The 25,465-nt window shown below is 67.5% G+C and carries 18 protein-coding genes; 10 read left to right on the top strand and 8 right to left on the bottom strand.

Annotated elements, in window-relative coordinates; genetic code table 11:
• Positions 1-39: 39 nt before the first annotated feature.
• Positions 40-1,197, bottom strand: coding sequence for a DNA (cytosine-5-)-methyltransferase (locus BKA24_RS13600; protein ID WP_184219304.1), 1,158 nt, complete (start codon positions 1,195-1,197; stop codon positions 40-42).
• Positions 1,198-1,402: 205 nt separating this feature from the next.
• Between BKA24_RS13600 and BKA24_RS13595 the strand changes: the two genes are divergently transcribed.
• A complete protein-coding gene (locus BKA24_RS13595) occupies positions 1,403-2,581 on the top strand; it encodes a hypothetical protein (protein ID WP_343066151.1) in 1,179 nt (392 codons plus the stop codon).
• 144 nt (positions 2,582-2,725) lie between these two features.
• On the opposite strand, the gene BKA24_RS13590 is transcribed toward BKA24_RS13595, so the two are convergent.
• Positions 2,726-3,757 (bottom strand): lactonase family protein, encoded by a 1,032-nt coding sequence (locus BKA24_RS13590; RefSeq protein ID WP_184219299.1) that lies wholly within the window; start codon positions 3,755-3,757, stop codon positions 2,726-2,728.
• A 267-nt stretch (positions 3,758-4,024) separates the two neighbouring features.
• Here BKA24_RS13590 and BKA24_RS13585 point away from each other — a divergent pair, with 267 nt between their 5' ends.
• Both BKA24_RS13585 and BKA24_RS13580 read left to right on the top strand, forming a co-directional pair.
• Positions 4,025-7,348, top strand: coding sequence for a helicase-related protein (locus BKA24_RS13585; RefSeq protein ID WP_184219296.1), 3,324 nt, complete (start codon positions 4,025-4,027; stop codon positions 7,346-7,348).
• A gap of 20 nt (positions 7,349-7,368) precedes the next feature.
• The gene (locus BKA24_RS13580) at positions 7,369-9,300 is read left to right on the top strand and encodes an AAA family ATPase (RefSeq protein ID WP_184219293.1); all 1,932 of its coding nucleotides are present in this window, start codon (positions 7,369-7,371) and stop codon (positions 9,298-9,300) included.
• 508 nt (positions 9,301-9,808) lie between these two features.
• Here the strand turns inward: BKA24_RS13580 and BKA24_RS13575 are convergent.
• Positions 9,809-11,359 carry a carboxypeptidase-like regulatory domain-containing protein gene (locus tag BKA24_RS13575; RefSeq protein WP_184219290.1) on the bottom strand — a complete coding sequence of 517 codons (1,551 nt, stop codon included), beginning with the start codon at positions 11,357-11,359 and terminating at the stop codon, positions 9,809-9,811.
• 124 nt (positions 11,360-11,483) lie between these two features.
• Here BKA24_RS13575 and BKA24_RS13570 point away from each other — a divergent pair, with 124 nt between their 5' ends.
• Genes BKA24_RS13570 through BKA24_RS13555 form a run of 4 tightly spaced genes read left to right on the top strand, consistent with a single transcriptional unit; the run spans position 11,484 to position 14,341 of the window.
• Positions 11,484-12,287: a sulfite exporter TauE/SafE family protein gene (locus BKA24_RS13570; RefSeq protein ID WP_184219286.1), complete on the top strand. Its 804-nt coding sequence runs from the start codon at positions 11,484-11,486 to the stop codon at positions 12,285-12,287.
• Between the two features lie 58 nt (positions 12,288-12,345).
• Positions 12,346-12,792, top strand: coding sequence for an FAS1-like dehydratase domain-containing protein (locus BKA24_RS13565; protein WP_184219283.1), 447 nt, complete (start codon positions 12,346-12,348; stop codon positions 12,790-12,792).
• Complete coding sequence (locus BKA24_RS13560) at positions 12,789-13,199, top strand: MaoC/PaaZ C-terminal domain-containing protein (protein WP_184219279.1); 411 nt, start codon at positions 12,789-12,791, stop codon at positions 13,197-13,199. The genes BKA24_RS13565 and BKA24_RS13560 overlap by 4 nt, the downstream gene beginning before the upstream one ends.
• Positions 13,200-13,204: 5 nt before the next feature.
• Positions 13,205-14,341 (top strand): UDP-N-acetylmuramate dehydrogenase, encoded by a 1,137-nt coding sequence (locus tag BKA24_RS13555; protein WP_184219276.1) that lies wholly within the window; start codon positions 13,205-13,207, stop codon positions 14,339-14,341.
• 290 nt (positions 14,342-14,631) lie between these two features.
• Here the strand turns inward: BKA24_RS13555 and BKA24_RS13550 are convergent, their stop codons facing one another.
• Both BKA24_RS13550 and map read right to left on the bottom strand, forming a co-directional pair.
• A complete protein-coding gene (locus BKA24_RS13550) occupies positions 14,632-15,831 on the bottom strand; it encodes an aminotransferase class I/II-fold pyridoxal phosphate-dependent enzyme (protein ID WP_184219273.1) in 1,200 nt (399 codons plus the stop codon).
• A 61-nt stretch (positions 15,832-15,892) separates the two neighbouring features.
• The gene (gene map / locus BKA24_RS13545; protein WP_184219268.1) at positions 15,893-16,666 is read right to left on the bottom strand and encodes a type I methionyl aminopeptidase; all 774 of its coding nucleotides are present in this window, start codon (positions 16,664-16,666) and stop codon (positions 15,893-15,895) included.
• A 46-nt stretch (positions 16,667-16,712) separates the two neighbouring features.
• Here map and BKA24_RS13540 point away from each other — a divergent pair, with 46 nt between their 5' ends.
• Together BKA24_RS13540 and BKA24_RS13535 are read left to right on the top strand one after the other, a co-directional pair.
• Positions 16,713-16,970: a helix-turn-helix domain-containing protein gene (locus BKA24_RS13540; protein ID WP_184220818.1), complete on the top strand. Its 258-nt coding sequence runs from the start codon at positions 16,713-16,715 to the stop codon at positions 16,968-16,970.
• A gap of 78 nt (positions 16,971-17,048) precedes the next feature.
• On the top strand, positions 17,049-18,866 hold the full coding sequence (locus BKA24_RS13535) for a DEAD/DEAH box helicase (protein WP_184220815.1): 1,818 nt from the start codon (positions 17,049-17,051) through the stop codon (positions 18,864-18,866).
• Positions 18,867-18,938: 72 nt separating this feature from the next.
• Here the strand turns inward: BKA24_RS13535 and BKA24_RS13530 are convergent, their stop codons facing one another.
• Entirely contained in the window at positions 18,939-20,534 is a 1,596-nt protein-coding gene (locus tag BKA24_RS13530; protein WP_184219265.1) for an isocitrate lyase, read from the bottom strand.
• Between the two features lie 45 nt (positions 20,535-20,579).
• Entirely contained in the window at positions 20,580-22,238 is a 1,659-nt protein-coding gene (gene aceB, locus BKA24_RS13525) for a malate synthase A (RefSeq protein WP_184219262.1), read from the bottom strand.
• Positions 22,239-22,378: 140 nt separating this feature from the next.
• On the opposite strand from aceB, the gene BKA24_RS13520 reads away from it, so the two are divergent.
• The gene (locus tag BKA24_RS13520; RefSeq protein WP_184219259.1) at positions 22,379-23,842 is read left to right on the top strand and encodes a helix-turn-helix transcriptional regulator; all 1,464 of its coding nucleotides are present in this window, start codon (positions 22,379-22,381) and stop codon (positions 23,840-23,842) included.
• A gap of 4 nt (positions 23,843-23,846) precedes the next feature.
• Here BKA24_RS13520 and BKA24_RS13515 read toward each other — a convergent pair whose 3' ends face one another.
• Positions 23,847-25,394 (bottom strand): PucR family transcriptional regulator, encoded by a 1,548-nt coding sequence (locus BKA24_RS13515; RefSeq protein WP_184219256.1) that lies wholly within the window; start codon positions 25,392-25,394, stop codon positions 23,847-23,849.
• Between the last annotated feature and the right edge of the window lie 71 nt (positions 25,395-25,465).

Raw genomic sequence — 25,465 nt, 5'->3', positions numbered from 1 at the left:
CTTGGGGGCTGCGTGAAGGACTTGTGAGACCGGCGTCCGTTAGCCAGCGACGACCAGCTGCCGCTGCGCCACATCGATGTATCCGAGCTGAGTCATCAGCGCTCGCGCTACGGCTTTGCCAAGTTCGAGGGGCACCGCGTTGCCAAGTTGACGTTGCACGTCAGCGCGCGCCCCTGCGATCTTGAAGTCGTCAGGGAAAGACATGAGACGGAGCATCTCGTTGACTCGGAGCCGGCGCGCGCGCTCGACACCGGCTGTGGTGAGCACGTTCTCCCAGTGGAACGGGCCTACCCAGGGGCCCGGCTGCGCCTGGAGGGTTGTCGAGGGGCGGTTGGGGTCCAGGCGGAGGAGGAATGTCCAGTAGCGGCTCCGCCACTGAAATTGATTGCGGCCGCCGTACCGTTCGGTGTGCCAGAGGTAGTTCTGTCCCGGTGGAACTTCTGCGGCAAGTTCTCCGTAACTCCCGTCGACTACTTCATCGTCCGCTGCTCGTACGAGACGGGGTAGGCCCTCAAATGCTTCGGCAGCAGTGACATGCGGGAGCTTACTTGTATCGAACGCGCGGGAGTGTTCGCTCCATCCAGAATGCGTCGGTTCGGGGAACTCAAACTTCTCGCCGTCTCGGCGACCGACCACGAAGACACGTCGTCGCAGCTGGGGAACCCCATAGTCAGCGGCGAGTAGAACCTTCCATTGCGGGTTATATCCCAGCTCGCCGAGTGCCTTAAGGAGCCGCTCGAACTGAGCCTTGTGCGTCTTGTAGGTCAGACCCTGAACGTTCTCAAGGATGAACGCCTCGGGTCGCGCTTCCCGTACAACCCGAACATACTCGTCGAGCAAAGACGCGTTGGGGTCGCGGCTCTCGCGCTTCTGCTCAAGCCAGAAACCTGACTTGCTGAACGGGGTGCAAGGTGGCCCCCCGACTACCAGCACCGGCTCGCTCGCCCTCAGGCCCGCACTGGCTAGAATTTGCTCAGTCGAGACGTTGCGGATATCCCCAGTCAGCGTAGAGGTGTCGCGGAAGTTTGCCTTGAGAGTTCGGAGCGCGGACTCGTTATAGTCCGTCGCAACGCTGACGCGAAGTAGACCGCTCCCCGGGTCGTCGCCCGCGAGAGGCTCACCGTCAACACGTTCGACAGCGAGGTCGAGTCCGCCCGCTCCGGAGAACAAACTCACGACGGGGAGCTGCTCAGCCACTTGCCACCTCATTCCAACATGACGCGCATCGTCCGAAGGAACGAGACGAACACGTCATCCAAGTATCGTCGAGACTGAGTGTGACTCAGACACCCGACATGCACCGAAGTGGTGCGCGGTCTGTGGAGATTTCAAGTGGGATGCGGCCTGGGGAGGACACGCCGATCCATCGTGAGTTTCACCCCGAGGAGCAGCATTGAACGACGTGGCAAGGGCCGACCTGGCTGGCAGGATTTATGCCCGTGTCTATCAGGCGAGCGGTCGCGGGGACATGCATGCTCTGCTGCGACGCGCGATCACGGAGAGCGGCGGCCGAGTGGTCTGGGCGAGCGATCACAAACGCGCCCCGTTCTACTTCGGAGTGCAGACTGACCGAGGCGAGAGCCTCGGTCTGCTCATCTACCCCATCAGGCTGACCAGGGTAGTTACGAAGGGCCGGCCCACCGACGAGCATCACGCGCAGGTCAAGTTCGGCGCCGACAGCACCTGGAAGTCAGAGGTTCACCCCGTTGCCTTCGATGTGGCGGGAGTCGATACGACTCTGTTTCTCGGGATCAATGCGAAGGAGGACAAGCTCGTCGGACTCGACCCGACACTGTGGGATCCCATGCCACTGGGCGTCTCGTTCTATGCATATGAGCGGGACTTCGATCAGATGGGCGCTGACGGTTGGCACGTATGGGAAGTCGACACCCGGCGCGGACACCGCCACTCCGCGCGCACACCTGAAGGATTCGAGTGCCGGGTGGGGTTCACGCCAAACCGCTTGTTGGACTTCGCTCGTTTTGAGCGGCGGGCCACCGATCTAGGACTCGACGCTGCGCTCCGCGTGAACCTTGCGGCGCAATTTCGCGAGTCGTCAACGGCCAGCAAGATGGCCGGTGGCATCCACCCTCTGGAGAAACAGTTCGGACTCTCGGCGCCGAAGATCCTCGACTTGATCGCAGAAAGGAGGATGCTCACAACCGCAGTCAAAGGCGGAGTTGCCGAAGCCCATCTCGAGCAACTACTCGAGTTGGATCCAGCTGTCTCGTCAGTGGACCGGCGGACAGACGATCGTGGCGCTGACTTCGACGTGCGGCTAGCGTCCGGCAGGACCTTCGTCGTGGAGTGCAAGAACGTGAGTCCGACGGTGCTCGCCGACGGCACGGTGCAGGTCGAGACACAACGGACGCGTAACAGTAAGGATGACCCGACCGGACGTCTATACAGCTTCGATGCCTTCGATGTGGTTGCGGCGTGCATGTTCTCCGTGACCGGCGTCTGGGAGTTCAAGTACGCGAGAACCAACCAGCTCAAACCTCATGCCAAGTTCCCCGGATTCCTCGCCACGAAGCAGGCTGTCGATTCGCGCTGGACAGACACCATTGACGAACTTCCGTAACCCGGGGAGGCTACCGACGCGGGACATCGCCCCAGGCCGACGTCAACGCCAGCGAACACGATTCGATGCGTAGCAAGGGCTCGCGATGGGCTTTCGGACCGCAAGGCGTTCCGCCACGTTTGTCTCGGGAGTCGGATCGATGCCTCAGTCGAACCGCACCCAGTTCGCCCCGCCGCCGGTCTCGGCCTGCTGCAGCAGCTGCAGCGAGTCGCCGTCGACGGCGTACAGCGACACGGTCGTCGAACGCTCCCCGGCGGCGACCAGGAACCCCCCGTCCGGGCTCACCGCGAACCCGCGCGGCTGCGGCTCGGTCACGGTGAACCGCTCCGGCGCGGTGAGCGACCCGTCGGCCTCGATGCGCACGGCGCCGAGGGTGCTCTCGGTGCGCTCCGAGCACCACAGCATCCCGTTCGCGAGGTGGATGTCGGCGCCCCAGATGTAGTGGTGCTCGCGCGGGTTCTCGTCGATGACGCTGTGCTCCAGATCCTTCGACAGGTCGTACGCGGGCACCGCCTGGCGGAACTCCAGCACGCCCGACTCGACGTCGCGGTCGAATCGCAGCACCTCGCCCGAGAACTCGGTCAGCACGTACACGGCATCCTGACGCTCGCTGAAAGCGAGGTGACGCGGGCCGCTCCGATCCGGGCACGCGACCGTTGCGGGCGTGAGCGGGGTCAGCGACAGGTCGTCACCGAGCGCGTACTCCGCGACGAGGTCGGCCTCCAGCGACACGAAGTACGCGAACCGGCCGTCCTCACTCGCCAGCACCGAATGCAGCCGCGGATACTCCACCCGCGCCACCGGCTCACCGACCACGCCGCCCCCGACCGGGCACACGATCCCGTAACCGCCGCCGTACGACGCACCCAGCAGCACCGACCCGTCCCGCGTCAGCGCGAGGTAATTCATCCCGCCGTCTGCCAACGCGAGGTGCGTCCGCGGCGTCAGCGCACCGGATTCCCGATCGATCTCGAGGGTCAAGATGCCGGCATCCCGCGCCTCGCTCTTCTTCACCGCCGCGTACAGCAAATCGCGCTCGCCGTCGATGACGAACGTCGAGCAGCCCGGCACGCCCTCGGTCACCGCGAGCCGCTCGAGCCGGCCCTCCACGAGCCGGAACGTGCTGATCGAACCATCACCGGCATTGGCCACGAACACGAAGGGAAAGTCGCTCATCCTCCGATCGTAGGGGCGTCACGCGGCGGGGGAGCGGGACCGCGGCGGATGGCGAGGTGCGGCATCCCGAGCAGAAGCGGAGTCCCCGTGACGCGACGGCGGGTGCGGTCAGGCCAGCGCGAGGTGCGCGAGCGCCGCCTCGACCCGGTCGGCGGGAGCGCCCACGCCGCCGCCGCGCGGCGTGGTTTAGTCTGCAGACAGATCTCACTGGGGAGGGAACGATGGTTGTCAATGACTCGTGTCGCGTTAGAGGCTGCGTGACCTGACATGATCAGCTTCGGTTACCACCCGATTCCCGATGACCTCGGTGTCGTTCTCTCGCGCGGCGGCTTCTCTCGCGCAGTGATCGTGGATGAGTCTGTCGACCACCTCTACGACGCCGTGCCCGTCGTTCGTACGTCCCAGGACTCAGAGAGTGGTCTGCCCGCGGGACTGTACTGGTTCGAGGGCATCGGATCGCCGATCGTAATGCAGGTCGGGTCCGGCCCGACAGGCTCATCCGCGCAGCTAACCCTCGAAAGCTGGGATGACACCGTCGAGCACCCGCTGTTCGAAGCGCTGAACTGGGCAGAACACCTGTGGGAGACAGGAGACCCGGTGCCTGCCCCCAGATTCGGAGTAGGGGAGCGGGTTCTGACGGTTCCCGGGGGCGCGGACGTCGAGATCCGGACACGAGCCTTCGACCGCCGCGCCTGGTCCTACCGAGTGTTCGGTGATGGCGGGCTGCGTATGGAACTCGAGCACAAACTGGCACCAATCGAGGCGGCGGACCAGCCGGACGAGTGGGTCCTCGGACCAGCCGCGTCCGCAGCGCGCTTTGGAGCGACGCTCACCCGGGCGAAGCTTCGAGGCCGTTTCGCGGACACGATCTACTCATTCCGAGCGACGCGGACGGTTTTTCGGCCGTACCAGTTCAAACCGGTCCTGAAGCTTCTTCAAACAGGGCAGGCGCGCATTCTCATCGCGGACGAGGTTGGACTCGGGAAGACGATCGAGGCGGGTCTCATCTGGACGGAGCTGGAGGCGCGTCACGAGGCAGACCGGGTGCTCATCGTCTGCCCATCTGTGCTGGTGGATAAGTGGCGCGATGAGATGGAAGAGCGATTCGGCTTCGACCTGGTCCAGCTGGATCGGGAGGAACTGGAGAGGTTCCTGGCGCAACATCGAGAGGGTCGGGTACCCAAACGCAGGTCCTACGTGGTCTCTCTGGAGACGCTCAGAACGTGGGATGCGCTCGACGAGTTGCGCGACAACCCGCCGGAGTTCGATCTCGTCATCGTCGACGAAGCGCATTCGATGCGTAACAGTGACACCAAGAGCTATCAGCTCGGCACTCAACTGTCAGAGTGGACGATCGGCTCCAACATGGTCTTCCTCACGGCGACGCCGATAAACCTTCGTCAGACGGACCTGCTTCACCTCCTCGGGCTGCTCGAGCCGGCGGATTTCGACACCATCGAGGACCTCGAGGCTCGGCTAGAACCTAATGCCGTGCTCAACGAGGTGGGTCGCATGCTTCCGAGGCAGGACGTCCGAGGGTCTGACTTCGACTCAGTGCTCGGTGGCCTGAAAGGTCTCGTGTTCGAGAGATCGCTCACGCAGCGCCCGGAATTCGCAGAGCTCTCTGGAATACTTCGCCGCGCCCCGCTCCCTCCGAAGGACGTCGCAGACGCGCGGCGACTTCTTGGGGAACTCAACGCCCTCTCTACTACCGTCACGCGCACCCGCCGCGCTGAAGTCGATGAGAGGAAGGCTGTGCGGGACGCGGAGCCGGGCATTGAGGTCGTGTGGCATCCGGCCGAAGCGGCGTTCTACGAAGAGTATCTGAAATGGTGTGCGCGCCGTGCAGATGTGGCGCGCACACCGATGTACTTCTCCATGCAGATGCCTATCAGGCTGGCGAGCACGAGCATTCATCTTGCAGCCCGGGATGTACTCGGATCGGACCCGGAGGTTTGGGAGGGAGACGCGGACAAGGCACACCGACCGAGCTGGGTAGAACCACACCCCGAGCTCATCAACGCAGCCAAGCGCGTACTCGAGGTCCCTGACTCCAAGCTCGAAGTATTGGGCGGCGTGCTATCCGAGCTACACACACTCGGGCGGCAGGCCCTCCTCTTCACATGGTCCAAAGCCAACCTTCGGAACCTGAAGGCCACTTTCCAGGGCCGCTACCGCATCGCCGTGCTCAATGGTGACGTTAAGCGAGACCAACGGCGAAAGATCATGAAGGATTTCCGCGCGGGCCACTATGATTTCCTCTTCGCGAACCGAGTGGCGTCGGAGGGCCTGGATTTCGAGTTCTGCTCAGCAGTCATCAACTACGACCTTCCGTGGAATCCCATGGAGATTGAGCAGCGGATCGGTCGCATCGATCGAATCGGCCAGCAGTCCGAGAAAATTCTGATTCGCAACTTCTATAACGACGGTGCGATCGACTCTCGCATCATGTTCAGGGTCCTCGAGCGAATCCAGATCTTCGAGCAGTCGATAGGCGAGCTCGAGCCGATCATTGGACAGCACATGGATGTGCTTCGCGAGGCGATGGATTTCCGACTCACTCGCTCACAGCAGGACGAGAAGGCGCGCCAGTTCTTGACCGCGATCGAAGCCCAACGCCAGGGGCTTCGTCAGGTCGCTGACTCCGCCGCGAGTCTCATCATCGCTAATGACGTCGAGGTAGCTGGACTCGTAGACGAGCTCGTTTCCACCGGACGCTACCTCGGTCAGGCTGAGCTGGCGCACCTTCTCGACGACTGGGCCCAGAGCGACGGTGGTGACGGGTTGGCGCGTGGTGGCGACGGGAGGACGGTCGAGCTCCGCGGTAATCCAGCGATGGCTGCTCGGATTCTCGAGTTGATCCGGCGAGGCCGGCGGAACCGGTCCGAGACCGGCTCGCTCGTCACCGACCTGCAGAACGACATCCCGATCCATCTCGCGCTCGACCCCGAGCTGGCACGCACGAGCGGGATCGAATTGCTTTCCGCCAACCATCCTCTCGTTATGGCGGCAGCAGAGGTCCCCGGACACCGACACGCGCGGTTCGCCTACGTCAGCATTCGCGCCGACGGAGATGTTGCACCAGGGAACTATCTGATCGTGCTTGCTCATGCCGAAAACGCGAGCCGCGGTGGTGATGAGATCTGGGGTGCGTCCATCGATTTCACGGGCAAGACAATGGGCAGCTCCCCGGCAGACGCGCTTCTGGCGGCGCTTGCCCGCGGCACGATGGGGAAAGGGCGTCCAATCGATACGGGTCCGCTGCCGCGGTTAGCCAATCGAGCGAAGCGCGAACTCGAACTTCGGCATCGGGAGGTACAGGACCGTCGAGACATCGAGGAAGGCGCGCTCGCAGAGGCGCGCCGAGCGATCCTCGCGGATCAACACGCGCGCCGGATGAAGGGGATCCATCGACGCATGCAGACCATGTTGGAGAGAGACCGGGGACGTAGCGTGCTCCGGATGGTGGAGGGGCAAAAGCGACGGCAGCAAGAGCGGTACGAGGCGCTCGCGGCTGAACTCGACGCGCAAAGGCCGGAGGCAGTGTCTCTGCGGTACCTCGCAGTTTGCGTTCTTGAGGTGCTCCAGTGAGTGGCGCGGCAAAACCGGGCGTGGTCGCCGATGAAATGGCCAAGGAAAAACGCTACAACGAGGAACTGTCGAAGAATGCCGCCCGGCATCAGCGACTCCGCAGCGCACAGACTCAGAACACATGGACGACCTCCACATCGACAGACGTCGCGATGGCGGGCGAACTGGTTGGTCGCGTGGCTTTGGGGTCACCCGATGCGTCGCTCGATGGCGCTCGAGACTTCTATATCGGCACGGCGTATCTCGACGGTGGCGATTTCAAAGTATTCAGCTGGACCGCGAAGGTTGCGTGCACGTACTACCGAAAGGCAGCTGAGCACCACGAGCTTTGTGAGAACGTCGTCGGCGTGCGGGTGCTCGCGCACCAAGGCGGACGCATCGTGGACTACCAAGACGAGACGTTCGGACCGGAACAAGTGGCTGAGCTCTTCCCCGAGCGCAGGTTGCAGATTCCGCGAGCACCCTTCGCGAAGGGACGGGCGCGTGGGGTGGGAGCTTCGACACCTGACATCGACCACAGCGCCAAAATAGTCGAGGTAGCTCCTGGACCGGAGTCCGCCCGCGTCTCGCGCGGGCTGGTTCCAGGGCCGGTGCTTCGAGCTCCAGACCTGCTTCGCCGCCAGCTCGCGGCCCCGAAGACTGCCGCAATGTCCGCAGTCCTGGCGACGCTGCAGTCCGATCAATATGAAGCGATCACTCGCCCCGCTCGGGAGAACCAGATACTCCAAGGACATCCCGGGACGGGAAAGACGATCGTCGCCGCCCATCGTGCGGCGTATCTCCTCAGCAAGGATGTGGCTCCCATCTCGGGCAAGGTTCTCGTGCTGGGACCCACGGTGGAGTACGTCAAACATGTGCAGGGCGCCCTACGAGCTCTCATCGCCGATGACTCGCAGTATGAGGTGAAGCCGATTCCCACACTGCTCGAGGAGCTCGCAGGACTGCCCCGCTCGGACATGCCAACCGAGTCATTCGTCCTGCAGGACGTCGATCAGAGTCTGGCGCGATTGATTGACGCGGCCTACTCGCGGGCGAGAGCGGGGTTGGACGACGTCGGGGAGAAAGCGACGGCGAGCGACGTTTATGCCGAGCTTCGCTGGTTCCTGGAAGATCCGCCCGCAAACGGTTTGGAGGCGGAGTGGGTGCGGTACCTGCGAGAGTTGCCTACCACCTTCGAGAGGCTGCAGGCGAGTCGAATCACTTCATACCGCGGTCTCATGGCATACATCGGAGTCCGGACAACTCGAGTGGAGAACCCAGGCCACGTCATTGTCGATGAGGCGCAGGACATCCACCCCATTGAGTGGGAGGTCTTGGGGTGGCTGGGAAACCGCGGCGGATGGACAATCCTCGGTGATATGAATCAGCGTCGCACGGATCACACGTTCGGGTCGTGGAAGGAGGTGGCCAACCTGCTCGCGATCGAAGACAGCGACGGGCAGGCACCGGTAGAGATTCTTGCCCGCGGATACCGGTCCACGGCGCAGATCCTTCGCTTCGCCAACCAGCTACTGCCCGCGCGTGACAGGCATCTGTACTCGCTCCAGCAGGATGGAGAGGAACCTACAGTCACCCGGGCCGTGTCCCTAAGGGAGCTACCGGAGCTGACGTTGTCACGGGCCACGAAACTACTCGCGCGGGTAGGTGCGGGGACTGTTGCGATCATCACGGTCGAACCGCTCGCGGTGCAGGCAGCGCTCGTGCGGCGCGGCTGGCAGGCGGATTTCGGAGACGCGTCCACGTGGCGCAGTGGCGGTCAAACGCTCACCCTTTTCCCGCCGGAACGTGCGCGCGGACTGGAGTTCGACGGGGTCGTCGTTGTCGAGCCCGCCGCATTCCCGGAGAACGTGGGACGACAAGGGGTCCTGTACACGGCGCTGACGCGAGCGAATCGTCTGCTCACCGTCGTGCACAGCCGCCCCCTGCCGCGCGGTCTCAGGGTGCGCGCGTAGTTCGATCTCCGGAACGTCGGCAACTCTCTCACTTGCGGCTGGGTGGCGCCGTGGGGGTGTCACGCGGCGGGGGAGCGGATGTGCAGCGGACGGCGAGGAGCGGCATCCCGAGCAGAAGCGGAGTCCCCTGAGGCGACGGCGGGTGCGGTCAGGCCAGCGCAGGTGCGCGAGCGCCGCCTCGACCCGGTCGGCGGGAGCGCCCACGCCGCAGCCGCGCGCCCACGCGCGGATCGCCGCGTTCGCGACCGCCTCGTGCCCCGACGCCAGCGCGTGCGCCGTGTCGGCGTCGATCCCCGGCACCCGCGCGGCGATCGCCTCGGCCAGCAGCGCCATCCACGGCTCAGACGCCTCGAGGTGCAACGCCTGCAGCGGCGGCCCCTCCGCAAGCACCCTCAGCAGCTGCGACCCCATTACGCCGACCGCATTGGTGCGGGAAACGTATGCCACGACCGCCGCGCGCAGCACCTCCCCGGGGTCTCCGCCGAGCGGCGCCTCCGAGGTCGCGGCGTCAGCGTTTGACGGTCGCGGTCTTGGCCGAGGTCTTCGACGCTTTCGCGTAGCCAGCGGCAGTTCCTACGACAGTGACGGTAATGCGCTTACCGGCGTGGGCCCGTGTGAGCGTGAGCGTCTTACCCGTCGCCGATAGGGGGCGGCCGTCGGCCTTCCACGTATAACTGAGCTTCGCGTCCTTCGTCCATGAGCCGGGTTGCACGGTCAGCTTCGAGCCGACCTTCACCCTCCCCGAAAGCTTCGGCGTCGCCGTCTTCAACGTTCCCATCGCGACGGCGGCCGTTCGTCCAGACGTTTTGGTGACCGAGGTCCACCCCTCGCGCGCACCCGTCACCGATACCGTGATGCTCTTGCCTCGGTGCACCGCGGTCGGGGTGAACTTCGATTTCGTCGCCCCGGCGATCGGCGCGCCATCGGCCTGCCAGCGATACCGGAACGTGGTACCGGCTTGCCAGCCGGCCGTGCCCACTTTCAAGATCGCGCCGACTTTGGCGCTGCCGCTGATCTTGGGAGTAGCCGAGCGCAGGGTGCCCCAGAGCTCATACGTGAGGTCTGCGTCGATGCCAGCGGACCCGGGAGTCACTGGCTCAGCCGATGACCAATTGTCCGCGTTCGGGTACCACTCCGCGTGGACTCCCGTTACGCTCTCCGGTCCGCCGATCAAGCTCACTCGCGGTCCGAACTCGACGTAAACAGGCTCGGCCGGTAGGCGCTCAAGCCTGTACACACCCGTCTTCGGGTCGGGGTTCGCCTTCGAGATCCACTCGGACAGGTCTTCGGAGTAGGCAGTCACGGTCGAGGAGCCCAGCCACGACGCGGGCGCCCCCTTCGGCAGAGTCACGCGTCCCGTGATGGTCTTGCCTGCTTTCATCTCATGATTGATACCGACGGCGTTCGCAGCGCGCACGTCCACGAGCAGTGCCTCATCCTCGTGCGGCGTGCCCCCGTAGTATTCGTCGACGAGATTAGGCCTCATGCCGCCATCGTCGACAGCTGCGAAATCCACCGGATACCGCCCGGGGCGAAGACCAACCAGTGTGTACGCGCCGGTCGCGGAGTTCGGGTAGGCCACTGCCCCGCCCGCGCGCACCCAGATCCGCTTGAGCCAGGATGCCGGCGCACCCGGCGGCAGTGAGATTCTGCCGCTGATGGTGCGTCCAAGTGTGAGAGTGGCGTTCACACCGCGCTTGCTGCTGGAGCGGAGATCAACCGTGCGCGTACCAGGACCAAGGAGGTTCGGAACGACACGTCGACCCTTGGAATCGGTGTATTCGTCGATCTCGACGTCGAGTTCGTACTTCTTCGCGCCGAGTCCTTCGATCGAATACCGTCCCCGGGAGTCGGGGACGGCGCCGACACCTCCACCGGTGTTCGGGTCATACGCCGTCACCGAGACACCCTCGTACCACGACGTCGGCGCGCCCTTCGGGAGGGTGACCGTCCCCGACACCGTCCGGGTCGAGGCAGCGGTCGCCTCCGGCGAGTAGAGCACGCCAGAGGGGATCAACACCGCGAGCGCCACGATCAGCGCCCCGAACTTCCGACTCATTCGAGCACGCATTGGAAACCCCATCCCCCAGGGCGTCCGAATCTTCGGCCGCCGGTGTCATCCTGGCGGGTCGGCGCGCCTGGGCGCAACCTCGCTCAGCATGCCGGCCAGATAGGGTCGAGGGATGACTTCGGCCGCCCCGCGCACCGCGCGCTTCGTCGTCCTCTGCATCCTGATCGGGCTCATCGCGGGCCTCATGTCGGGCATGTTCGGCGTCGGCGGCGGCACCGTGATCGTCCCGCTGCTCGTGTTCCTGCTCGGCTTCGACCAGAAGCTCGCCGCCGGCACCTCGCTCGCCGCGATCGTCCCGACCGCGACGGTCGGCGTCATCTCTTACGGGTTGAACGGCACGGTCGCCTGGATCCCCGCCCTCATCCTCGCGGCGGCGGCCGTCGTCGGCGCGCAGCTTGGCACCTGGCTGCTCGCACGCCTGCCGCAGAACGCGATCCGGTGGGGCTTCGTCGGCTTCCTCGTCGTCGTCATCGTGATGCTGTTCATCGTGATCCCGTCGAGGGATGCCACGTTGCCCCTGAACATCTGGACGATCCTCGCCCTCGTGGCCCTGGGCCTGTTCACCGGCACCGCCGCGGGCCTGCTCGGCGTCGGCGGGGGAGTGATCGTCGTCCCGGCGCTCATGATGCTGTTCGGCACGAGCGACCTCGAGGCCAAGGGCACGTCGCTGCTCATGATGATCCCGACCGCTATCTCGGGCACCATCGGCAACCTCCGCCGCTCCAACGTCGACCTCGTCGCGGCGGCGTGCATCGGCATCGCCGCGTGCACGACGACCGCGCTCGGCGCCTGGGTCGCGACGCTCCTCGACCCGTTCACCGCGAACATCCTGTTCGCCGCGTTCCTCACCTTCATCGCGACGCAGCTGGCCCTCAAGGCCTGGCGGGCGAGCCGCGACGCGCGCAGCGCGCGCTGACACGCGGCATCCCGTCGACCCCCGACCTGCCGTCGAGGCCCGCCGGTAGGATCGACGGGTGCCCGTGAATCCCGAGTTGCAAGGTCGAGCCTTCCCGCCGACCGTCCCGTACCTCGTCGGTCGCGAGAAGGTGCGCGAGTTCGCGCGTGCCGTCTTCGCCACCGACCCGCAGCACGACGACGTCGCCGCAGCGCAGGCGCTCGGCTACCCCGACGTCGTCGCGCCGCCCACCTTCGCGATGGTCATCCAAGACCTCACCCTCCAGCAGCTCCTCGCCGAGCCCGACTCCGGCATCGTTCTGGAGCGCGTCGTGCACGCCGAGCAGCGATTCCGCTACACGCGCCCCATCGTCGCGGGCGACGAACTCACCGGCGCGCTCACCGTCACCGGCATCCGTGCCTTCGGCAAGGGCGCGATGGTCACGAGCGAAGCCGAGATCACCGACGCCGCAGGAAGCCACGTCGTGACCGCGACCTCCGTGCTGCTCGTGGGAGGAGACGAATGAGCGCCGCACCCGCCGTCGGCGACATCGTCGCCGAGCGCACCGTCCACCTGACGCGCGCATCCCTCGTCCGGTACGCCGGCGCCTCGGGAGACTTCAACCCGATCCACTTCAACGACGCCGTCGCCGAACGCGTCGGCCTGCCCGGCGTCCTCGCCCACGGCATGCTCACCATGGGCCTGGCCGTCGAGACCGTCGTCGAGTGGCTCGGCGACTCGGGTCGCATCCTCGAATACGGCGTGCGGTTCACCCGCCCCGTGGTCGTCGACACCGACGCGGGCGCCGATGTGACCGTCGTCGCGAAGGTCGGTGCCGTCGACGACGACGCGCTGCGCCTCGATCTGACGGTCAGCCACGACGGCACCACGGTGCTCGGCAAGGCGCAGGTCCGCGTCCGCGCGGCATCCTGACCGCCATGCCCGAGATCGATCCCGTTCCACTCGCGCAGCTGACCACGCTGCGCGTCGGCGGCACCCCGCGTCGCACCGTCGAAGCGCGCACCCGCGACGAGCTCGTCGACACGCTCCGCGACCTGTGGAGCGAGAACGAGCCGTGGCTCGTCGTCGGCGGGGGATCGAACCTGCTCTTCGGAGACGACGACTTCGAGGGAACCGTCGTCCTCGTGCGCACCGAGGGCGTCGAGCGGCTGTCATCGCCGCACGAGGGCCGTGTGCGGCTCCGCATCCAGGCCGGACACCCCTGGGACGACCTCGTCGCCCAGACCGTCGCCGCTGGGCTCAGCGGCATCGAGGCGATGTCGGGCATCCCCGGCACGACCGGCGCCGCCCCGATCCAGAACGTCGGCGCCTACGGGCAGGAGATCGTCGAGACCCTGGTCGAGGTCGAACTCCTCGACGAGGCGACGGGCGAGGTCGCCACCGTCCCGGCATCCGAGCTCGGTCTGGGACTGCGTACCTCGGTGCTGAAGAAGCACTACGGGTCGGTTCCCGAACGCTCCGCCGTCATCCTCTCGGTCACCCTCGAGCTCCGGCAGGTCGGGCACGGTGACGTCCCGGTGCAGGGAGCGCAGCTGCGGACGGCCTTGGGTCTGGCGGAGGATGCCGCGGTGTCCCTCGGCTGGATCCGCGAGACGGTCCTCGCGACCCGTGCACGCAAGGGCATGGTCCTCGACGACGCCGACAACGACACGTGGAGTGCGGGATCGTTCTTCCAGAACCCCGTGGTCTCGGCCGAGTTCGCCGCCACCCTCCCGCCGGAGGCGCCCCGCTGGCCGATGGCCCCCGAGCCCGCCGCCGACACGATCATCCCCCTCGACCGGTTCGAGGGCTTCATCCCGCCGCGGCCGACGAGCCTTCCGCCGGTGAAGGTGAGCGCCGCGTGGCTTATCGAGCACGCCGGCATGGCGAAGGGGTTCCGCCTGCCCCGCTCCCGTGCGTCGCTGTCCACAAAGCACGCGCTGGCGCTGACCAACCGCGGATCCGCCAGTGCCGAGGAGGTCGCTGCGCTCGCGAGGCTCATCCAGCAGCGTGTGCAGTCCGAGTTCGGCATCCTGCTTCAGCCCGAGCCGGTGCTCGTCGGCGTCGAGCTCTAGGCCGCGTCGCCCGTCCGGTCGTCGCTCAGGCGGCTGCTGCGTGCGCGTGGCATCCGCTCCCTGCGCACAACGGCGGACCGCACGGTGTGACACGCCGCCGCCGAGGCGGCTCAACCGGCGTGTCGACCCCTCGGCTCCGCCGTTGTGCACGGACAGGCGCGCGCACCGATGCAATGGATTCGAGCCGACACGCGGGGAGCGGATGCCGCAGCGCGGCGTGCCGCGCGGAATCCATTGCAAACGTGCGCGACGGACGCCGCCGCGCCAGCGGCATCGGCGGAGACCGGCGCTCAGCCGAAGAGGCGCTGCAGGCGCTGGACACCCTCGAGCAGCTGGTCCTCGCCAAGGGCGTAGGACAGGCGCAGGTAGCCCGACGGCCCGAACGCCTCGCCGGGCACCACGGCCACCTCGGCGCGTTCGAGGATGAAATCGGCCAGCTCGAGCGACGTGTCGATGCGGACGCCGTCCCACTCGCGGCCCAGAAGACCGGTGACGTCGGGGTAGACGTAGAACGCGCCCAGCGGGTTCGGCACCGTCACGCCCGGGATCTTCGCCAGCTCCGACACGATCAGACCGCGGCGGTGGTCGAACGCCTGCCTCATCTTCTCGGCCTCGTCCTGCGGCCCGGTGAGGGCGGCCAACGCCGCGCGCTGCGCGATGTTGTTGACGTTCGAGCTCAGGTGGGACTGCAGGTTGCCGGCCGCCTTGATGGCGGCGGTCGGGCCGACCATCCAGCCCACGCGCCACCCGGTCATCGCGTACGTCTTCGCGACGCCGTTGACGAGGATCGTCTGCTCCGCGAGCGCCGGCACCGCCTCGACGATCGACACGGCGCGGGCACCTTCGTAGACCAGGTTCTGGTAGATCTCGTCGGTCACGACCCAGATGCCGTGCTCGAGCGCCCACTCGCCGATCGCGGCGGTCTCGTCGGCGGTGTACACCGCGCCGGTCGGGTTCGACGGCGACACGAAGACGAGCACGGTCGTCTTGTCGGTGCGCGCCGCCTCGAGCTGCTCGACGGTGACCTTGTACTCCTGGTCGGCTCCGGCGAAGACCTCGACGGGGATGCCGTCGGCGAGGGCGATCGCCTCGGGGTAGGTCGTCCAGTACGGCGCGGGCAGAAGCACCTCGTCGCCCGGGTTCACGACCGCCTGGAACGCCTGGTACACCGCCTGCTTGCCGCCGTTGGTGACGATCACCTGCGACGGGGCGACTTCGAGCCCGGAGTCGCGCAGGGTCTTCGCGGCGATCGCCTCGCGCAGCACCGGGAGGCCGGCGGCGGGCGTGTACCGGAAGTTCGCGGGGTCGCGGAGGGCCTCGGCCGCGGCATCCACGATGAACTGCGGGGTCGGGAAGTCGGGCTCTCCCGCCGCGTAGGAGATGACCGGGCGGCCGGCCGCCTGCAGCGACTTCGCCTTGGCATCGACCTTGAGGGTCGCGGACTCGGCGATGGCGGTGAGCTTGCGGGAGAGGGGAGCGCGTTCGGTCACTCTCAGAGAGTACCGCCCGACGCATGCCCGAATCGGATGCCGCCGGTCACCCGGTGGCCTCTCAGGAGGTGGGGCGGGTGAGGATCACGGGACCGTCGTCGGTGATGGCGACGGTGTGCTCCGTGTGAGCCGTGCGGCAGCCGGTCGCGCTGCGCAGGGTCCACCCGTCGTCGTCGGTGACGAGCACGTCGGTGTCGGCCATGACCCACGGCTCGATGGCGAGCATGAGGCCGGGGCGCAGGCGGTAGCCGCGGCCGGGGCGGCCGTTGTTCGAGACGTGGGGGTCCTGGTGCATCGTCGTGCCGATGCCGTGGCCGCCGAACTCCATGTTGATCGGGTAGCCGGCGCCCGAGAGCACCTCGCCGATCGCGTGGGAGATGTCGCCGATGCGGTTCCCGGGCTGAGCGGCCTCGATTCCCGCGGCCAGGGCGCGCTCGGTCGCGGTGATGAGCGGGTCGTTCTCGGAGTGGGCCCCGCCGCCGACCGTGAAGCTGATCGCGGCGTCCGCGGCGACGCCGCTCGTCTTGATCGCGAGGTCGAGGGTGAGCAGGTCACCCGCGGCGACGCGCTGGTCGCGCGGTCGCCCGTGCAGCACCGCGTCGTTGACGGCCGTGCAGATGTAATGCCCGAACGGACCGCGCCCGAAGGAGGGGGCGTAGTCGACGTAGCAGGACTCGGCACCCGCGCCGAGGATCATGTCCTTCGCCCACGCGTCGATCTCGAGGAGGTTCGTCCCGGGCTTCACCCGCTCCTTGATCCCGTGCAGGATGTCGCCGACGAGTCCACCCGTCGTGCGGGCACGGTCGATCTGGTCAGGGGTGAGGATTTCGATCATCCAATGATCATACCGGCCAAAGAGTACCGGTATGATCATCGCCATGATGGTGCGACTCCCGCTCTCGGATGCCGAGATCGCGCGCGGCCGACGGCTCGGCGCCGTGCTGCGGCGCGCCCGCGGGGACCGCTCCATGCTCGACGTCTCCCTCGCCGCCGGTGTCTCGCCCGAGACGCTCCGCAAGATCGAGGCCGGGAGGATCGCCACCCCCGCCTTCCCCACCATCGCCGCGATCGCCGACGTCCTCGGGCTCTCCCTCGACGCCGTCTGGGCAGAGGTCAACAGCGCCGCCCTCGCTCGCTGACGCCGAGGCGCGGCATCCGCCCGCACAACTCCCAGGCCACTCCACTACCCTTGATGGGTGAGTGACACTTCTTCCGCCGTGCCCGAGACCCGCCAGGACCAGGCCGGTGACACCCCCGCCCTCCCCGGCTTCGACGAGCTGGGTCTGACCGGTCCCGTCCTCGCCGCCATCAAGGACCTCGGCTACGAGACGCCCTCCGCGATCCAGGCCGCCACCATCCCCGTCCTCCTCGGCGGCCGCGACGTCGTCGGCATGGCGCAGACCGGCACCGGCAAGACGGCCGCGTTCGCGCTGCCGATCATGGAGAACCTCGACCTGACCCAGAAGACGCCGCAGGCGCTCGTCCTGGCACCGACCCGTGAGCTCGCGCTCCAGGTGTGCGAGGCGTTCGAGTCGTACGCCGCCCGCATGAAGAACGTGCACATCCTCCCCGTCTACGGCGGACAGGGCTATGGCGTGCAGCTGTCGGCCCTCCGCCGCGGCGTGCACATCGTCGTCGGCACCCCCGGGCGCATCATGGACCACCTCGAGAAGGGCACCCTCGACCTCTCCGAGCTGAAGAACCTCGTGCTCGACGAGGCCGACGAGATGTTGAAGATGGGCTTCGCCGAGGACGTCGAGCAGATTCTCGCGCAGACGCCCGAAGAGAAGCAGGTCGCCCTCTTCTCGGCGACCATGCCGGCATCCATCCGCCGTCTCGCGCAGCAGTACCTGCGCGACCCGGAGGAGATCACGGTCAAGACCAAGACCTCCACGAACACGAACATCACGCAGCGCTACCTGATCGTGTCGTACCAGCAGAAGGTCGACGCGCTCACCCGCATCCTCGAGGTCGAGGACTTCGACGGGATGATCATCTTCGTCCGCACCAAGAACGAGACCGAGACCCTCGCCGAGAAGCTGCGCGCCCGCGGCTTCAGCGCAGCGCCCATCAACGGCGACATCCCGCAGCCGCAGCGAGAGCGCAGCATCCAGCAGCTCAAGGACGGCAAGCTCGACATCCTCGTCGCGACCGACGTCGCCGCGCGCGGCCTCGACGTGGAGCGCATCAGCCACGTCGTGAACTTCGACATCCCCACCGACACCGAGTCGTACGTGCACCGCATCGGCCGCACCGGCCGCGCCGGCCGCAAGGGCGACGCGATCAGCTTCGTCACCCCGCGCGAGCGCTACCTGCTCGCCCACATCGAACGCGCCACGCGCCAGGCGCCGACGCAGATGCAGCTGCCGACGACCGAGGACATCAACTCGACGCGTCTCACCCGCTTCGACGACGCGATCACCGCCGCGCTCGCCGAGACCGACCGCATCGCCGGCTTCCGTGACGTGATCGCCCACTACGTCCGCAACCACGACGTGCCCGAGCAGGACGTCGCCGCAGCGCTCGCCGTCGTGGCCCAGGGCGAGACGCCGCTGCTGCTCGACCCGGCTGCCGACCAGCTCGCGAAGACGCTCGCCGCCGACGCGCAGCGCGGCGTGCGCAAGGAGCGCACCGACCGCCCCGACGGCGGCGGGCGGGAGCGGCGCAGCAAGGGCGACTTCACCACGTACCGCATCGACGTGGGGCGCCGCCAGCGCGTCGAGCCGCGGCAGATCGTCGGTGCCCTCGCGAACGAGGGCGGGCTCGGCCGTGACGACTTCGGAGCGATCACGATCCGCCCGGACTTCTCCCTCGTGGAGCTGCCCACCTCGATGGACTCGTCGGTCCTCGATCGCCTCCGCGACACCCGCATCTCGGGCCAGCGGATCAACATCGCGCCCGACCGTGGTCGTCCCGGTCACCGCCGCGACGACACCCGCCGCGACGACACGCGCCGCGACGACACCCGCCGCGACCGGCCGCAGCGCTCCTTCGACGACCGTCCGGCGCGCAAGCCCCGACACAAGAACGACTGACCGCTCTCACGCGGAAAGAGAAGAGGGTGGATGCCGCGACGCGGCATCCACCCTCTGTTGTCTGCTGTGCGCTCAGCCGAACTGGTTCATCGTGTTGTGCACGCCACCGGCCTTCAGCGCGGCCTCCCCGGCGAAGTACTCCTTGTGGGAGTCGCCCAGGTCGCTGCCCGCCATGTTCTGGTGCTTCACCGTCGCGATGCCCTCGCGGATCTCTCGGCGCTGCACGCCCCGGACGTAGGCGAGCATGCCGTCGTCTCCGAAGTAGCCCTTCGCGAGATCATCGGTCGACAGCGCGGCCGTGTGGTACGTCGGCAGCGTGATCAGGTGGTGGAAGATGCCGGCGCGCGCCGACCCGTCGCGCTGGAACGTGCGGATCTTCTCGTCGGCGAGCCGCGCGAGGTCGGTGTCGTCGTACTCCGCGCTCATGAGATTGTTCCGGTCGTACGCGGAGACGTCGGCGCCCTCGCTCTCGAGCAGGTCGTAGGCCTGCTGGCGGAAGTTCAGCGTCCAGTTGAACGACGGGCTGTTGTTGTAGACGAGCTTCGCGTCGGGGATCTCCTCGCGGATCGCGTCGACCATGCCGGCGATCTGGTCGATGTGCGGCTTCTCGGTCTCGATCCACAGCAGGTCGGCGCCGTTGCGGAGCGACGTGACGCAGTCGAGCACCACGCGCTCCTCTCCCGTCCCCGGGCGGAACTGGAACAGGTTGCTGGCCAGACGCTTGGGGCGCAGCAGCTTGTCGCCCCGGGCGAGGACGACGTCGCCGTTGCCGAGCTCCGCGTGGGAGATCTCCTCCGTGTCGAGGAAGGAGTTGTACTGGTCGCCGAGGTCGCCGGGTTCGCGGGTCACGGCGAGCTTCTGGGTGAGCCCTGCTCCCAGGGAGTCGGTGCGGGCGACGATGATGCCGTTGTCGATGCCGAGTTCGAGGAACGCGTACCGGACGGCGGTGAGCTTGGCGATGAAATCCTCGTGGGGAACCGTCACCTTGCCGTCCTGATGGCCGCACTGCTTCTCGTCGGAGACCTGATTCTCGATCTGGATCGCGCACGCCCCGGCCTCGATCATCTTCTTGGCCAGCAGGTAGGTCGCCTCGGGGTTGCCGAACCCGGCGTCGATGTCGGCGATGATCGGGACGACGTGGGTCTGGAAGTTGTCGATCTGCGACCGGACGAACTCGGCCGCCGTCTCGTCGCCGGCCGCGCGTGCCGCGTCGAGCTTCGCGAACAGCAGGTCGAGCTCGCGGGCGTCGGCCTGACGGAGGAACGTGTAGAGCTCCTCGATGAGCGCGGGGACCGACGTCTTCTCGTGCATGGACTGGTCGGGCAGCGGCCCGAACTCGGAGCGAAGCGCGGCGACCATCCAGCCGGACAGGTACAGGTAGCGTCCCTTGGTGCTCTTCAGGTGCTTCTTGATCGAGATGAGCTTCTGCTGCCCGATGAACCCGTGCCAGACCCCGAGCGACTGGGTGTAGGCGGAGGGGTCGGTGTCGTACTCGGCCATGTCGCGGCGCATGATGTCGGCGGTGTACTGGGCGATCTCCAGCCCGGTGCGGAACCGGTTCTGTGCGCGCATCCGTGCGGCCGACTCGGGGTCGATGGCGTCCCACGGGGCGCCGTGGGTGGCCTTGAGTGCGCGGATCGCGTCGATGTCGTTCTGGTAGGCGTTCATGTCACTTCCTTGTGCGTGTGGGGGTGGGGGTCCGGTGAGGAACCGTCAGTCGATGTCGGTCAGGTGCTTCGCGTAGGCGCCGAGGGTGAGGAACGCCGGGAAGTCCGCCCCCAGGGCGACCTCGCGGAACACCTCCGCGGCGTCGTCGAAGCGGTCGGAGTCGTTGCGGGGAGCCTCTGCGAGCACCTGCGTGATGAGGTCCTCGATGTACTCGCGGGTGATGCGCGTGCCGTCGTCGGTGACGTGGTCCTGATGGATCCACTGCCAGACCTGTGACCGGCTGATCTCGGCGGTCGCGGCATCCTCCATGAGGTTGTCGATCGCCACGGCGCCGAGGCCGCGCAGCCAGGCCTCGATGTAGCGGATCGCCACCGACACGTTGCCTCGCACGCCCTCAGCCGTGACCGGGAGCCCGATGTGCACGTCGATGAGCTCTGCGGGGAGGACCGTCACGTCGTCACGGAGCCGCGACACCTGGTTCGGCTTGTCGCCGAGCACCGCGTCGAACTCGGCCTGCGCCACCGGGATCAGGTCGGGGTGGGCCACCCAGGTGCCGTCGAACCCATCGCCGGCCTCGCGCTTCTTGTCGGCGGCGACCTTCTCGAACGCCTGCTTCGTGACCTCGGGGTCACGGCGGTTCGGGATGAAGGCGCTCATGCCGCCGATCGCGAAGGCACCGCGCTTGTGGCACGTCTGCACGAGCAGCTCGGTGTACGCCCGCATGAAGGGAACCGTCATGGTGACCTGGCTGCGGTCGGGGAGCACGAAGCGCGCGCCGCGGCCACGGTAGTTCTTGATCATCGAGAAGATGTAGTCCCAGCGGCCGGCGTTGAGGCCCGCGATGTGGTCGCGCATCTCGAAGAGGATCTCCTCCATCTCGAACGCGGCCGGGAGCGTCTCGATGAGCACCGTCGCGCGGATCGTGCCGTGGGGGATGCCGACGTACTGCTCGCTGAAGGTGAACACGTCGTCCCAGAGCTTCGCCTCTTCGGACGACTCGATCTTCGGGATGTAGAAGTAGGGGCCACGACCACGGGCGATCAGCTCGGTCGCGTTGTGGAAGAAGTAGAGACCGAAGTCGACAAGCGAACCGGATGCCGCCATGGTGCGACCGTTGCGGTCGGTGAACTCCATGTGCTTCTCCACCAGGTGCCAGCCGCGCGGACGCATCACGATGGTCGGCGTCCGCTCCGCGGTGACGCGGTACTCCTTGCCCTCGGGGCTCGTGAACTGCAGCTGTTCGCGGATGGCGTCGAACAGCGAGAGCTGGCCTTCGATGACGTTCTTCCACGTCGGGCTGGTCGCGTCCTCCTGGTCGGCGAGCCACACCTTCGCGCCGGAGTTCAGCGCGTTGATGGTCATCTTCGGGTCGGTGGGGCCGGTGATCTCCACGCGGCGGTCCTCCAGGCCCGGGCCGGGGCCGGCCACGCGCCACTCGGCGTCCTCGCGGATGTGTGCGGTGTCGTGACGGAAGGTCGGGTCCTGGCCGTTGCCGATCTCGAAGCGGCGACGCATGCGGTCGGCGAGACGGTCGTGCCGGCGCCCGGCGAAGCGGTGGTGCAGCTGGGCGAGGAAGTCGAGGGCGGCAGGGGTGAGGACCTCGTCGTAGCGCTCGCTGAGTCGGCCGACGACCGTGATGGTCGGGATGCTCTGGGTCGCGATGGTCGATGTCGTGGGCGCGGTGCCCGTCATGGTGGGGGTCATGGCCCTGCCTTCCTCTGTGAACCGGATTCTTCCGGGAACGGCTTCCCGTGACACCACTATGTGTGAATTTCCAAGCTCACTCCGGCCAAATCGGGAGTGAAGTTTGTACGATCTTCTGTTTTTCTGACACACTTTCGAGCATGACGATCGTGGAAGAAGCGGCATCCGACATCGAAGAAGCCGACGCACTCACCATCGGCCGGCGCATCCGGCAGCTGCGCACCGCGCGCGGGATGACCCTCGACGAGCTGGCCTCCGCCGTCGAGCGGGCGCCGAGTCAGCTGTCGATGATCGAGAACGGCAAGCGCGAGCCGAAGCTCACCCTGCTGCGCACGATCGCGAAGGCGCTCGGCGTGACGATCGACGCGCTCCTCGAGGCCGAGCCCCTCGACGAGCGCGCGACGCTCGAGATCACGCTCGAGCGCGCCATGAAGGGCCAGACCTTCCAGTCACTCGGCATCGCGCCGTTCCGCATCGGCAAGAGCGTGCCCGACGACGTGCTGCGCACCATGGTGGCGCTGCAGAACGAGATCGAGCGGCTCAACGACGAGCGCTCGGCGACGCCGGAAGAGGCGCGCCGCGCCAACGTCGAGCTGCGGCACCTCATGCGCCGCCAGGACAACTACTTCGCCGAGCTCGAAGAGCATGCCTCGCGCATCCTCGCCGCCGTCGAGCACCCGGGCGGGCCGCTCACCCAGCGCACCGCGTCGGAGATCGCCGCGCACCTCGGGTTCTCCCTGCACTACGTGTCGGACCTGCCGCAGTCCACCCGCAGCGTCGCCGACATCCGCAACGGCCGGCTGTACCTCTCGAACACGATCCCCGGGCGCGGCGACAGCCGCACCCCCGTGCTGCAGGCGCTCGCCAGCCGCATCCTCGGGCACGCCGAGCCGCGCTCGTACGCCGAGTTCCTGCGCCAGCGCGTGGAGACCAACTACCTCGTCGGCGCGCTCATGGTGCCCGAGAAGCACGCGGCATCCTTTCTGCAGGATGCCAAGTCGCGCCGCGCCATCTCCATCGAAGACCTCCGCGACGCGTACTCCGTCTCGTACGAGACCGCCGCGCACCGCTTCACCAACCTGGCGACGCGACACCTCGGCATCCCGGTGCACTTCCTGAAGGTGCACGAGTCGGGCACCATCACGAAGGCGTACGAGAACGACGACGTCAACTTCCCCGCCGACCGCTTCGGGTCGATCGAGGGGCAGATGTGCTGCCGCAAGTGGACCAGCCGCGAGGTCTTCGACATCTCCGACAAGTTCAACCCGTACTACCAGTACACCGACACCGGCAACGGCACCTACTGGTGCACCGCCCGCGTGGAATCGTCCAGCGATGGAGCGCATTCTGTGAGCGTCGGGGTGCGCTTCGACGACACCAAGTGGTTCATCGGGCGCGAGACGACGAACCGGGGGGTGTCACGCCACTCGGTCGACGTCTGCTGCCGGCGCCCGCCCGAGCAGCTCGAGTCGCAGTGGCGCGACCAGGCCTGGCCGAACGTGCGCACGCCGAGGACGCTGCTGGCCACGCTTCCGACCGGAGCGTTCCCCGGCGTCGACACGACCGACCTCTACGAGTTCCTCGAGGCGCACGCGCCGAGGTGACGGCTCACCCGCCGTGAAGGCGGAACGCCGCCCACAGCTCCGCGCGCACCGCGAACGAGCCCAGGTCCCGCTCGAGGAGCCGCTCCGCGAGAGCCAGGCGGGTGCGCACCGTGTGCCGGTGCACGCCCAGGGTGAGGGCCGTCGCCTCGTGAGAGCCGTCGGCGTCGAGCCAGGCACCGAGGGTCGCGACGAGGGCCCCGCGATGGTCGCGATCGTGCGCGGCGAGCGGCTCGAGGACGGCGGATGCCACCGCGCGTCCGGCGGCGCTGTCGACGGCGCCCAGGATCCCGTCGGCGCGGACCGTCGAGAACCGCACCACGGCCGTCTCCCCATCCACCCGTCGATGCGCCGATCGCGCCTGCGTGAGGGCGGCGTCGAAGTCCTCGTAGCCGGCGGCGGACGAGACGCCCAGGCGCAGCTCGAGCGCGTCCGCGAGCGCGTCCAGCTCGTCCTCCTCGTCGGCACCCGTGACGAGGACGATCTCCGAGCCGTCGCGCCCGTAAAACAGCGCGCCGCCGCGCTCGTCGGCGATGAGCTCGAGGCGCTCGAGGACCGCGTCGCCGCGCGCGCCGGTGGCATCCGTCACCGCGACGACGACGGGAGGCGCCGGCAACGGACCCCAGATGTCGCGGGAGATGCGTTCGGCGAGAGCGGGGTCGCCCGCCTGCAGGGAATGCACCATGCCCGTGCGGAGGGCGTTGCGCGCCCGGCCGAGCCGCTGGTGCTGTTCCAACGCCAGTCCCGCCATCGCGATGACGGCCGTGACGACGTCGCGGCCCTCCCGGTCGAGTTCGCCGGCCGCGATCGCCACGACGCCCCGGAGGCTCCCGCCTCGGCCGAGCGTCTGCAGGGTGAAGGCGCGCTCGCCGGAGTGGAGGGACGAGCCGGCGCGTGCGCCGCGGCGCAGCACCGCGTCGACCTCGGCGCGAAGACTCGCTGCCGCCGCCTGGGGGATGCCGCCGACGGGATGCTCCTGCATGAGCTCACCCGCCGCGTCGAACATGCCGACCCAGGTGTCCAACTGCCGCGCGAGCTCCTCGATCGTCGCGGCGAGTCCGTCGGGGCGGAGTGCGGCGAGGGCGATGGCGCGCTGCGCGGACAGCGCCCAGCTGCGCCGCGCGTATGCCTGCGCGGCGACGGTCTCGGCGTTGGCGCGCGCGACGGCGATGAACGGCGTGCTGTACGGCACCTCGAACAGCGGCATCCGTGCGTCGCGACAGGCGGTGTGCAGGGCGGAAGGGATGCCGGCGCGCACCACCTCGGTGCCGAACCCGAGCGCGGCGACGCCGCGATCGACGAGTCGACGGACGTAGGCGTCGAAGGGCGCCCGGTCGGCGTCGTCGCCGCCTGGGAACTGGGTGCCCGTCGTCAGGAGCACCAGGTCGTCGGCGAGGAAGGGGGTGGGGTCGGCGAGGTCGGAGCTGTGGACCCAGCGCGTCGGCCGGTCGAGCGCGTCGTGGGCGAGGTCGGCGGCGTCGGAGGCGAGCCGCAGCGACAGCTCTGCCCGCCCGAGGAGGGCGCGAAGCGTCGGTTCCGGGTTGGCGACGGCCATCGAGCCTCTTTCGTACACTGTGTACAGGATCGTCGCCAGCTTATACACGCGGGCAGGTGACGCCGGCTCGC

Origin of the sequence: Microbacterium marinum (assembly GCF_014204835.1) — a bacterium.
GTDB classification, from domain to species: domain Bacteria; phylum Actinomycetota; class Actinomycetes; order Actinomycetales; family Microbacteriaceae; genus Microbacterium; species Microbacterium marinum.
The sequence above is the reverse complement of the archived record's forward strand: the minus strand, read 5'-3'. Positions and strand labels throughout refer to the sequence as shown.

Coding starts and splice junctions, on each gene's coding strand:
- BKA24_RS13590 (WP_184219299.1), bottom strand. CDS start 3,757: ATGAGCGACTTTCCCTTCGTGTTCGTGGCCAATGCCGGTGATGGTTCG.
- BKA24_RS13585 (WP_184219296.1), top strand. CDS start 4,025: ATGATCAGCTTCGGTTACCACCCGATTCCCGATGACCTCGGTGTCGTT.
- BKA24_RS13575 (WP_184219290.1), bottom strand. CDS start 11,359: ATGAGTCGGAAGTTCGGGGCGCTGATCGTGGCGCTCGCGGTGTTGATC.
- BKA24_RS13570 (WP_184219286.1), top strand. CDS start 11,484: ATGACTTCGGCCGCCCCGCGCACCGCGCGCTTCGTCGTCCTCTGCATC.
- BKA24_RS13560 (WP_184219279.1), top strand. CDS start 12,789: ATGAGCGCCGCACCCGCCGTCGGCGACATCGTCGCCGAGCGCACCGTC.
- BKA24_RS13555 (WP_184219276.1), top strand. CDS start 13,205: ATGCCCGAGATCGATCCCGTTCCACTCGCGCAGCTGACCACGCTGCGC.
- map (WP_184219268.1), bottom strand. CDS start 16,666: ATGATCGAAATCCTCACCCCTGACCAGATCGACCGTGCCCGCACGACG.
- BKA24_RS13540 (WP_184220818.1), top strand. CDS start 16,713: ATGGTGCGACTCCCGCTCTCGGATGCCGAGATCGCGCGCGGCCGACGG.
- BKA24_RS13530 (WP_184219265.1), bottom strand. CDS start 20,534: ATGAACGCCTACCAGAACGACATCGACGCGATCCGCGCACTCAAGGCC.
- aceB (WP_184219262.1), bottom strand. CDS start 22,238: ATGACCCCCACCATGACGGGCACCGCGCCCACGACATCGACCATCGCG.
- BKA24_RS13520 (WP_184219259.1), top strand. CDS start 22,379: ATGACGATCGTGGAAGAAGCGGCATCCGACATCGAAGAAGCCGACGCA.
- BKA24_RS13515 (WP_184219256.1), bottom strand. CDS start 25,394: ATGGCCGTCGCCAACCCGGAACCGACGCTTCGCGCCCTCCTCGGGCGG.